Raw genomic sequence first — 9421 nt, forward strand, 5'->3', positions numbered from 1 at the left:
GCACCAACAAGAGTCCCTTGCCTGTGAAAAAACCGACCCTGGCGGCCGTCCTGATCGTCAAGAACGAAGCCGACAACCTCCGTGCCTGCCTCGCCTCCCTCGAAGGCCTGGCGGATGAAATCGTCATTCTCGACTCCGGCAGTCAGGATGACACTCCGGCCATCGCCGCCGAATTTGGCGCCCGCTTCTTCGTCAACACCACCTGGCCCGGTTTCGGCCGTCAGCGCCGCCTCGCCCAGTCCCATGTCCAGTCGGAGTGGGTGCTGTGGCTGGACGCGGACGAGCGGCTCACCCCGGAACTCAGGGAAGCCATCCAGGGGGTCATGGCCAACCCGGCCAGCGACACCATCTACTCCATCCCGCGCCTCTCCTGGGTGTTCGGCCGCTTCATCCGCCACAGCGGCTGGTACCCGGATCGGGTGCTGCGCCTCTACCCCAAGGCGCTGACCGGCTACAACGAGGCGCTGGTACACGAGAAGGTGGAGGTGCGCGCCAACATGAAGATCGTCAACCTGCAGGGCGACCTCCTTCACTACACCTACCGGGATCTGGAACACTACCTGGTCAAATCCGCCGGCTACGCCCGCGCCTGGGCCGATCAGCGTACCGCCCGCGGCAAGAAGGGATCCCTCGGCCAGGGGCTGGTCCACGCCGTCGGCTGCTTCCTCAAGATGTACCTGCTCAAGGCCGGTTTCCTCGACGGCAAGCAGGGCCTGCTGCTGGCCATCCTCTCCGCCCACTCCACCTTCGTCAAATACGCCGATCTCTGGGTTCGCCAGCAGCCCCAGCAGCCGAAATAGGGCATCGCGCCTCAAACATCCCATTAATCACTCACCCCTTGTTCCAGCGGAACAAGGGGCTAACCCCATTGCCATGGAGCGGGCGCAGCCCTCGCGGGGCCGCTCACGGCGCAAACCTGGGCGCCACGGACGAAAACTGGCCGCTATAAGCCGAATGCATGGATATTGGCAACATGACCCGACTCCGGCTTATACCGACAGGTTTCCCCTGCCCGGAGCCCGGGCAGGCCCGTCAAGGGGGCTGTCGGGGACCACGTCCGGTAGGCTGGCCTGCCAGCAAGGCGCATCCCCATACAAGACAGGGCCCCGCGGGACCCTGTCTGTATGTTCTGTGTGCGCTCTCAGCGCTCGGCGCGCCAGAAGGGCGGCGCCCAGCGGGCGATCTCTGCCGCCATGGCCTTGGGATCGAGCTGGCTCATGTCCTCCGGGTGGTCGCTGTCTTCCGGCGGGCTGAAGGGCAGATGGCGCCCCTCGCCGTTGAGCGGCCGCCAGCGCAGCGGCGTCGCCGAACGGTGTGCCGGGAAGAAGCCGACGGTCGGCACGTCCATGGCCGCGGCGATGTGCAGGGGCCCCGTGCTGCCCGCCACGAACAGGGCGGCGTTGGCCATCACCTGGCAGAACTTCGGCAGCCCCTCGTCGGAGCGGTAGATCCAGCCGTTGCCCCCATGGGCCAGCAGTTCGGCCGCCAACTGCTCCGCCTTCCCCTCCTCCCCCGGCCCTGCCGTCAGCACGCACTGCAACTCGGGACAGGCCTGGTTGAGCTTGATGATGAGGCGCGAGTACTGCTCGATGGAGAGGTTGTTGGCCGAGCCACCGCTGCCCGCATGCACCATCAGCCAGGGGCGGCTGGCGTCGAGCCTGAGACGGGCGGCGACCTGCTCGCGCACCTGCAGCAGGCTCTCGGGGTCGAAGCCGAGGTAGGGGCCCTGTGGCTCTACCACGGTCTGATGCTGATCGGCGAGGAAGCGGCGCACCAGATCCAGGTTGTATTCGTACTCCGGCTTCTGGGAGCGGGAGCGGCGCTGCACCAGGCGCTGGTTGTAGAGCACCTGGGCCAGCTTGGTGGCCGGGGCCAGCCGGTAGGGAATGTGCGCCTTCCACACCAGCTTGGCATTGCGGGTGTTGGAGAAGAGGCAGATGGAGGCATCGAAGGCGGCCGCCTTGATGCGCGCCAGCAGGGCGCGTTGCTGCTCCTTGTCGGCCCGGGCACCCGGATCCAGGATGATCTCGTCGATCCAGGGGCAGAGGCGGGCCAGGGGCGCCGTGTAGGCGGGAACCAGGGCAGTCACATGACACTCCATGGAGCGCTTGAGCATGGCAAAGCTCGGCCACGCCAGCATGAAGTCACCAATCTTGTCATTGCGGACTACCAGAATACGTTTCATAAAAAATCCCTATGCTCCCTGTCACCAGCGAAGGAGGCTTGATGCGCGATGGGGGTATTCTTGCCTGATGCAGGGCGATTCTCAAGCGAAGACGCCACGGGGCTCCGATTTGTGCGACCCCGGCCGCCGATCAGCGCCAGAAATCCGCGCCATCCCGGTCGCGACAAACCGGCAACAGCCCCTATAATGCGACCAGTTTTCCGGTTTCAGGAATCAGCAGCATGACCAACAAGGTAATCTATCCCGGCACCTTCGATCCCATCACCAACGGCCATACCGATCTCATTGGCCGCGCCGCCAGACTGTTCGACGAGGTGGTGGTCGGGGTAGCCAACAGCCCGAGCAAACGGCCGCTGTTCGATCTCGAGGAGCGCGTTCAGCTGGCCCGGCAGGTGACGGCTCACCTGCCCAACGTCAAGGTGGTGGGCTTCTCCGGCCTGCTGGTGGATTTCGCCAGGGAGCAGCAGGCCAACGTGCTGATCCGCGGCCTGCGCGCCGTCTCCGACTTCGAATACGAGTTCCAGCTCGCCAACATGAACCGTCGCCTGATGCCCACCCTGGAGAGCGTCTTCCTCACCCCAGCGGAGGAGAACTCCTTCATCTCCTCCACCCTGGTGAAGGAGGTGGCGCTGCACGGTGGCGACATCCGCCAGTTCGTCGACCCCGTGGTGGCCCAGGCCATCGCCGCCAGGCAACAGCGCTAATCCCTCCCCTGATGGGCAGAAACGAACAAGGGCTACCCGCGGGTAGCCCTTGTGGCATCAACGCACTGCACGCCTAGCCGTGGGCAAACTGCTGGCGGATCGCCCGCTCCAGCCCGTCCAGCCACTCGTAGCGACGCCGGTACATGGCCCGCTTCTTGGCGGCCACCTCCTCCAGCGGCTTGCGCACCACGGGTTGCAGCCGCACGAAGTTGGCGTCCTGATCGAGGGCGCCAAACTCCTGCCACAGCTCGTCGTAGTCCGCCTGCAGGCAGGCTTTCTTCTTCTTGCTGTACCGTCTTGCCTGGAAGATGTGGGCCTTCATGCGCACCGCACAGACCCGGTGGGCCCCCATGGCCCCGGCCAGCGCCATCACCAGCATCACCACCAGCGACTTGGGTCTCAGACCCTGACCCGCTCGGGTCAATGCCCGCACCTGCTCCTGGGGCTGCTCGACACAGGGCTCTGGCCCCTGCACCGACCCGATCACCAGGGCCAGCTCCTGTTCGTTGCCCGCCAGGGAGAAGGCACAGCTGTAGAGTCGCTCCCCCCGCGCGTTGACGATGGAGAGCGCCAGCTCCGCCTCCCTGCGGAAGGTGCCGTCGTGACGCAGCACGATGCGCCAGCCGCCATCGGGATAATGGCCCAGCACTATCCCCTCCCCCAGATAGAGCGGGTCGATGAGCTCGGGGTACAGACCCAGCAGCAGGCGGTAGTGATCCTCCACCATCTTGACCCGCTGGTTCACCGTCGAGCAGGCGAAGCGATAGGGGCGCATCGGCTTGTCGAGCAGCTCGGGGTGGCGGGCGGGAAGCGCTCGCAGGGGGGCGCTCTGGAACAGCTCGAATACCCGGTTCAACTGCGCACGGTAGAGCAGACTGCGCAGCAAAAACTTGCCGCGATTGAAGGTCTTGCGGGCGCTGTCTTCGGGATAGAGGAAGCGAGCCATATCGTGGGCACAATAGTGCCCCTGCCGGGATAAATGTTCCCAGTCTATTGATTTAGCTGTCATTTTATTACCTCGCAGCCTGAACTGGCGAGATAGTAGTCATGGGCTGACGCCGCTTCAACAGACCGGAAATACTCTCTTACAACTTGGCCGGTTCCGGCTCAAAAACCCCTCTTTCAGCGTTGGCAGTGGGAGCAGAACACCGTGGTTCGCTGGCCCATCTTCACCTCGGTGAGCAGGGTGTGGCAGTGGAAACAGGGCTGGCCGCCACGGCCGTAAACCTGCAGCTGCTGCACGAAATAGCCTGGCTTGCCGTCGGCGCTGGTGAAATCCTTGAGGGTGGTGCCCCCCTGGCGAATGGCTTCGGCCAGCACCCGCTTGATCTCGCTCACCAGGGTGCCCAGCCGCTCGGCGCTGATGTTGCCCGCCGCCCGCCTGGGATGAATGCCGGCGGCATAGAGCGCCTCGTTGGCGTAGATGTTGCCCACCCCGACTACCACGTGGTTGTCCATCAGGAACTGCTTGATGGCGGTGCTGCGCCCCTTCGCCCGCTCCCGCAGGTAATCGGCATGGAAGGCATCGGTGAGGGGTTCCGGCCCCAGCTTGGCGAGCAGGGCATGAGCCTCGGCCGATTCGCGGGTCCACAGCAGGGCGCCAAAACGGCGCGGATCGTTGAGCCGCAGCAGCTTGCCGTTGGCCAGCTCGATATCCACGTGATCGTGCTTCTCGGCCGGGGTGCCGATGTCCAGCACCCGCAGGCTGCCGGACATCCCGAGATGCAGGATGGCGGTGCCGAAGTCGGTCTCCAGCAACAGGTATTTGGCGCGGCGGCTGACGCGGTGGATGACGAGATCCACCAGCTCCTGGATCTCGCCGGGCACGGGCCAGCGCAGGCGGCCGTCCCGCACCACCACGCGGGTCACCTTGATGCCGGTAAGCCAGGGGGAGATGCCCTGGCGGCTGACTTCGACTTCCGGTAATTCAGGCATGGGCGATCTCTCGTTCAGGGAATGGGACGCATCAGGTCACGGTATTGCGCCTGACTCAAGCTGAGCCAGGTCGAGGAGGGCAGCAGGGCGGCAAACTTGCCGTCGTCCTGATAGAGCCCGACTTCCACCGGATCGCTCTGTCCGGCGATCCAGATCTTGAGGGTCACCGGGGTGCCGCGCACGGGCTCGCCGGGGGGCAGCAGCCAGCCTTGCCACATCTCGATGCGGGCCGCCAGCTGGGCGCTGCCGAGCCCCAGATCCGGCGCGCTGCGCCAGCCCTGGCCGATACGCTCTATCTGCCAGCTCGGCCCCTGCCAGGTCAGCACCACGGCACTCTCCGGCAACAGCGGACGCGCGCGTTTGGCACTGTTCTCCTGCTGGGCCTGCTCCAGCCGGTGCAACAGGGTAATGACGATCAACACGACCACGATGATCACGTTGTTCCAGCCTTTGCGGCTCAGTTTGAACATGGCTAGCCTCCCTTCGAATCGGCAGTGTACTGAATTCCAGCCATAAAAAAACCCGGCACGAGGCCGGGTTTTTGCAGCGAAACCAAGTAATTACTTGATTTTGCCTTCTTTGTAGATCACATGCTGACGAATCACGGGATCAAATTTCTTGATCTCCATTTTTTCGGGCATGGTGCGCTTGTTCTTGGTAGTGGTATAGAAGTGACCAGTACCGGCGCTGGAGTTCAGGCGAATCTTATCGCGAATACCTTTAGCCATGATCTAATTCCTTATACCTTAACGCCGCTGGCACGCAGTTCAGCCAGAACCACTTCAACCCCGCGCTTGTCGATGATACGCATGCCTTTTGCGGATACGCGCAGGCTCACGAAGCGTTTTTCACTCTCAACCCAGAAACGGTGAGTGTGCAGGTTCGGCAGGAAACGACGCTTGGTAGCGTTGTTAGCGTGCGAACGGTTGTTACCAACTGCCGGGCGCTTGCCGGTTACTTGGCATACTCTAGACATGTCAGTCTCTCCAAATCTTACTTCATTGCTCGAGCAAATATCTGCCCCGCTGGCCTTCGATTGCGGGGCAAACAGAAGGCGGCATTTTATACAGCATCCGTGATCAAAGATCAACTAATACAGTGCCAGAGCCCAGTCACAACCAACCACGCTCTGCGAAAGAAACCGTGATGCCATCACCGATCACCAGGTGATCAAGCACTCTGATATCGACCAGGGCCAGGGCGGCCAGGATCCGATCCGTGATCTGGCGGTCCGCCCGACTGGGCTCGGCCACGCCGGACGGGTGATTATGCGCCAGAATCACGGCGGCTGCATTATGTTTGAGCGCGATCTGCACGATTTCTCTGGGCCAGACGCTCGCCGAGTCGAGGGTGCCGTAAAAAAGTTCGACAAACCGGATGACCCTGTGCTGGTTGTCGAGCAGCAGCAGGGCGAACACCTCCCTCCCCCGATCCCGCAACTGGGCTTGCAGAAAGTCCCGGGTAAGCCCGGGCGAGGTGAGCGCCTCTCCCCGTTGCAACTGTTCGGCCAGATGGCGCCGCCCCATCTCCAGCACCGCCTGCAACTGGGCATACTTGGCAGGTCCCAGCCCGTGAGCGCCACAAAAATCCTGCTGCTCGGCTCCCAGCAGTGCCCGCAGGGAACCAAACTGCTGCAACAACTGGCGGGAGAGATCCACCGCACTCAACCCGCTGACCCCGGTGCGCAGGAAGATGGCCAGCAGTTCGGCATCGGAGAGCGTCGCCGCCCCTCGGCGCAGCAGCTTTTCCCTCGGGCGCTCCTCTTCCGGCCACTCCTTGATGCTCATTTGTCTCTCCCTCATGGCTATTGAGAGAAAACATAGCAAAGAATCCCGCGAGCCCGACCACAACTCCCCCATGTCAGCCTCTGTCGCCACCCATTGCCTGTGCTATCTTAGCCGACCAGTCAGAGTGAGCCGGAAGAGAAGCAGCAGATGAGATTGGCCGATAAACGCATCCTGTTGGGTGTCAGTGGCGGGATCGCCGCCTACAAGAGTGCCGAACTGGTACGTCGCCTGAAAGATCAGGGGGCCGAGGTGCGAGTGGTGATGACCCGCTCCGCCAAGGAGTTCATCACCCCGCTGACCCTGCAAGCCGTCTCAGGCCACCCGGTGGCCGACAGTCTGCTGGACCCGGCTGCCGAGGCGGGCATGGGCCACATCGAACTGGCCAAGTGGGCCGATCTGGTGCTGATCGCCCCCGCCAGCGCCAACCTGATGGCCCGCATGGCCGCCGGCATGGCGGACGAGCTGCTCACCACCCTCTGCCTTGCCACCCCGGCGACTATCGCCCTGGCGCCAGCCATGAACCAGCAGATGTACCGCAACGCCGCCACCCAGGCCAACCTCCAGACCCTCACCGAACGCGGCATTCAGCTGTGGGGGCCGGATTCCGGCAGCCAGGCCTGCGGCGATGTGGGCCCGGGCCGGATGCTGGATCCCCTGGAACTGGTGGAACGCTGCTGCCAGCAGCTCGCCGCCGAGCCACTCTTGGCAGGCGTCAGGCTGCTGCTCACAGCCGGGCCGACCCGCGAGGCGCTGGATCCGGTGCGCTATATCAGCAACCACAGCTCCGGCAAGATGGGCTACGCCATCGCCCGCGCCGCGCGCGAAGCGGGCGCGGAGGTGACCCTGGTGAGCGGCCCGGTGGCACTGGCCACCCCGGCCGGCGTTACCCGCATCGATGTGGAGAGTGCCCTGCAGATGCACGAAGCGGTGATGAGCCAGGTCGGTGAGTGCGACCTCTTTATCGGCTGCGCTGCCGTCGCCGACTACCGTCCCGCCCAGGTGGCCGAGCAAAAGATCAAGAAGAGCTGCGACAACGACCAGATGCAGCTGACCCTGGTCAAAAACCCCGACATCATCGCCGATGTGGGGGCGTTGTCAGACAAACCCTTCACCGTCGGATTTGCCGCCGAAACCGTGGATGTGGAACAATACGCCCTCGACAAACTTCGACGTAAGCGGCTGGACATGATCGCAGCCAACGATGTGTCCCGTGCAGGCCAGGGCTTCAATGCCGATGACAACGCCCTGACCGTCTTCTGGCAAGGGGGTCAAGCCGCCCTGCCCCTGGCCGATAAGCTGACGCTGGCCCGTCATCTTGTCGCCCTGATTGCACGCCATTATCGACCCTGAGCCCATTGAACATGCCGGGAACCCGCAGGCTCCCGCAGTACCACCCGATCGCCAGGCGATCCAATTGAAAAAGATTCATGACGACACAAATTGAACTGAAAATCCTGGATACCCGCATCGGCACCGACTTCCCGCTGCCCGCCTACGCCACACCGGGCTCCGCTGGCATGGACTTGCGCGCCCTGCTGGATGCACCGTTGACCCTGGCCCCGGGTGACACCGCGCTGGTGCCGACCGGGCTGGCCATTCACATCCAGGATCCGGGTCTGTGCGCCACCATCCTGCCCCGCTCCGGCCTCGGCCATAAGCACGGCATCGTGCTGGGCAACCTGGTCGGCCTCATCGACTCCGACTACCAGGGTCAGTTGATGGTCTCGGTCTGGAACCGTGGCAACGACAGCTTCACCATGCAGCCTGGCGAGCGCATCGCCCAGCTGGTGATCCTGCCGGTGGTACAGGCCAGCTTCCAGCTGGTCGACGAATTCAATCAGAGTGAACGGGGTGAAGGCGGGTTTGGTTCTTCTGGTCGCCAATAACAAGACCACACGGCCCCCTGGGGCACGTGCCAAATAATAGAATCAAGCCATTGTTTTTTTAGGGGAATCCATGGCAAGCAGTAACCAGAAACAGAGTCGGCGCGATCAGATCCTGCAGGCACTCGCCCACATGCTGGAAACCAGCCCGGGCCAGCGCATCACCACGGCACGCCTCGCGGCCGAGGTGGGCGTGTCCGAGGCAGCCCTCTACCGGCATTTTCCCAGCAAGGCGAGGATGTTCGAGGGGCTGATCGACTTTATCGAGGATTCCCTGCTGTCACGGGTCAACCTGATCATGGCCGAAGAGAAGGACACCATGGCCCGCTGCCATCACATACTGCAGCTGCTGCTGGTGTTCGCCGAGCGCAACCCCGGCATCACCCGCATTCTCAATGGCGATGCCCTGCTGGGCGAACACGATCGGCTGCGGGATCGCATCAGCATCCTGTTCGACAAGCTGGAGACCCAGATAAAGCAGGTACTGCGCGAGAAACGGCTGCGGGAAGGCCAGGGCTTCCAGCTCGACGAGACCATGCTGGCCAACCTGCTGCTGGCCTATACCGAGGGCCGCATCAGCCAGTTCGTCCGCTCGGAGTTCAAAATCAAGCCCACTGCAGGCTTTGAAGATCAGTGGCAGTTTATCCGCAGCCAGCTGCTGCAAAGCTGAGCCAGCAGACCGCATCAACCAATGCACGTCTGCTCCGAGCTCACAATCAACCCCACCGCCGGGTTTGAAGATCAGTGGCAGTTTATCCGCAGCCAGCTGCTGCAAAGCTGAGCCAGCAGACCGCATCAACCAATGCACGTCCGCTCGGAGTGCACAATCAAGCCCACCGCCGGGTTTGAAGATCAGTGGCAGTTTATCCGCAGCCAGCTGCTGCAAAGCTGAGCCAGCAGACCGCATCAACCAATGCACGTCCGCTC

Annotated in this window: 12 protein-coding genes and 1 pseudogene; 6 read left to right on the top strand and 7 right to left on the bottom strand. The window is 63.2% G+C overall.

The annotated features are described in order from the left end of the window. The first annotated feature begins 23 nt into the window (after positions 1–23). Positions 24–800: a glycosyltransferase family 2 protein gene (locus AB5Y89_RS10790; protein ID WP_010676108.1), complete on the top strand. Its 777-nt coding sequence runs from the start codon at positions 24–26 to the stop codon at positions 798–800. A gap of 341 nt (positions 801–1141) precedes the next feature. Here AB5Y89_RS10790 and AB5Y89_RS10795 read toward each other — a convergent pair whose 3' ends face one another. Continuing rightward, positions 1142–2185 carry a glycosyltransferase family 9 protein gene (locus AB5Y89_RS10795; protein WP_010676109.1) on the bottom strand — a complete coding sequence of 348 codons (1044 nt, stop codon included), beginning with the start codon at positions 2183–2185 and terminating at the stop codon, positions 1142–1144. 221 nt (positions 2186–2406) lie between these two features. On the opposite strand from AB5Y89_RS10795, the gene coaD reads away from it, so the two are divergent. Then, a complete protein-coding gene (gene coaD, locus AB5Y89_RS10800) occupies positions 2407–2889 on the top strand; it encodes a pantetheine-phosphate adenylyltransferase (RefSeq protein ID WP_368223743.1) in 483 nt (160 codons plus the stop codon). 73 nt (positions 2890–2962) lie between these two features. On the opposite strand, the gene AB5Y89_RS10805 is transcribed toward coaD, so the two are convergent. From AB5Y89_RS10805 to radC, 6 genes are all read right to left on the bottom strand, one after another. Next, the gene (locus AB5Y89_RS10805; RefSeq protein ID WP_043153319.1) at positions 2963–3835 is read right to left on the bottom strand and encodes a VirK/YbjX family protein; all 873 of its coding nucleotides are present in this window, start codon (positions 3833–3835) and stop codon (positions 2963–2965) included. A gap of 176 nt (positions 3836–4011) precedes the next feature. Further along, positions 4012–4824 (bottom strand): bifunctional DNA-formamidopyrimidine glycosylase/DNA-(apurinic or apyrimidinic site) lyase, encoded by an 813-nt coding sequence (gene mutM / locus AB5Y89_RS10810; protein WP_324031098.1) that lies wholly within the window; start codon positions 4822–4824, stop codon positions 4012–4014. A 14-nt stretch (positions 4825–4838) separates the two neighbouring features. Next, positions 4839–5294 (bottom strand): hypothetical protein, encoded by a 456-nt coding sequence (locus AB5Y89_RS10815; protein ID WP_042016396.1) that lies wholly within the window; start codon positions 5292–5294, stop codon positions 4839–4841. 90 nt (positions 5295–5384) lie between these two features. Further along, the gene (gene rpmG / locus AB5Y89_RS10820) at positions 5385–5552 is read right to left on the bottom strand and encodes a 50S ribosomal protein L33 (protein ID WP_005323752.1); all 168 of its coding nucleotides are present in this window, start codon (positions 5550–5552) and stop codon (positions 5385–5387) included. Positions 5553–5563: 11 nt separating this feature from the next. Then, positions 5564–5800: a 50S ribosomal protein L28 gene (rpmB, locus tag AB5Y89_RS10825; RefSeq protein WP_005307492.1), complete on the bottom strand. Its 237-nt coding sequence runs from the start codon at positions 5798–5800 to the stop codon at positions 5564–5566. 136 nt (positions 5801–5936) lie between these two features. Next, on the bottom strand, positions 5937–6611 hold the full coding sequence (gene radC, locus AB5Y89_RS10830; RefSeq protein ID WP_039040991.1) for a DNA repair protein RadC: 675 nt from the start codon (positions 6609–6611) through the stop codon (positions 5937–5939). Between the two features lie 147 nt (positions 6612–6758). On the opposite strand from radC, the gene coaBC reads away from it, so the two are divergent. The 4 genes and pseudogenes from coaBC to AB5Y89_RS10850 all read left to right on the top strand — a co-directional run. Continuing rightward, positions 6759–7961: a bifunctional phosphopantothenoylcysteine decarboxylase/phosphopantothenate--cysteine ligase CoaBC gene (gene coaBC, locus AB5Y89_RS10835; protein ID WP_368223745.1), complete on the top strand. Its 1203-nt coding sequence runs from the start codon at positions 6759–6761 to the stop codon at positions 7959–7961. A gap of 77 nt (positions 7962–8038) precedes the next feature. Further along, positions 8039–8497, top strand: a complete 459-nt coding sequence (gene dut / locus AB5Y89_RS10840) for a dUTP diphosphatase (RefSeq protein WP_324041000.1) — start codon at positions 8039–8041, stop codon at positions 8495–8497. A gap of 70 nt (positions 8498–8567) precedes the next feature. Further along, complete coding sequence (slmA, locus tag AB5Y89_RS10845) at positions 8568–9164, top strand: nucleoid occlusion factor SlmA (protein ID WP_010676117.1); 597 nt, start codon at positions 8568–8570, stop codon at positions 9162–9164. Between the two features lie 138 nt (positions 9165–9302). Continuing rightward, positions 9303–9386: pseudogene (locus AB5Y89_RS10850) on the top strand (nucleoid occlusion factor SlmA); the annotation flags it as partial. Positions 9387–9421 lie beyond the last annotated feature (35 nt).

Source organism: Aeromonas sp. s4 (assembly GCF_040907855.1).
GTDB classification, from domain to species: Bacteria; Pseudomonadota; Gammaproteobacteria; order Enterobacterales; family Aeromonadaceae; genus Aeromonas; species Aeromonas caviae.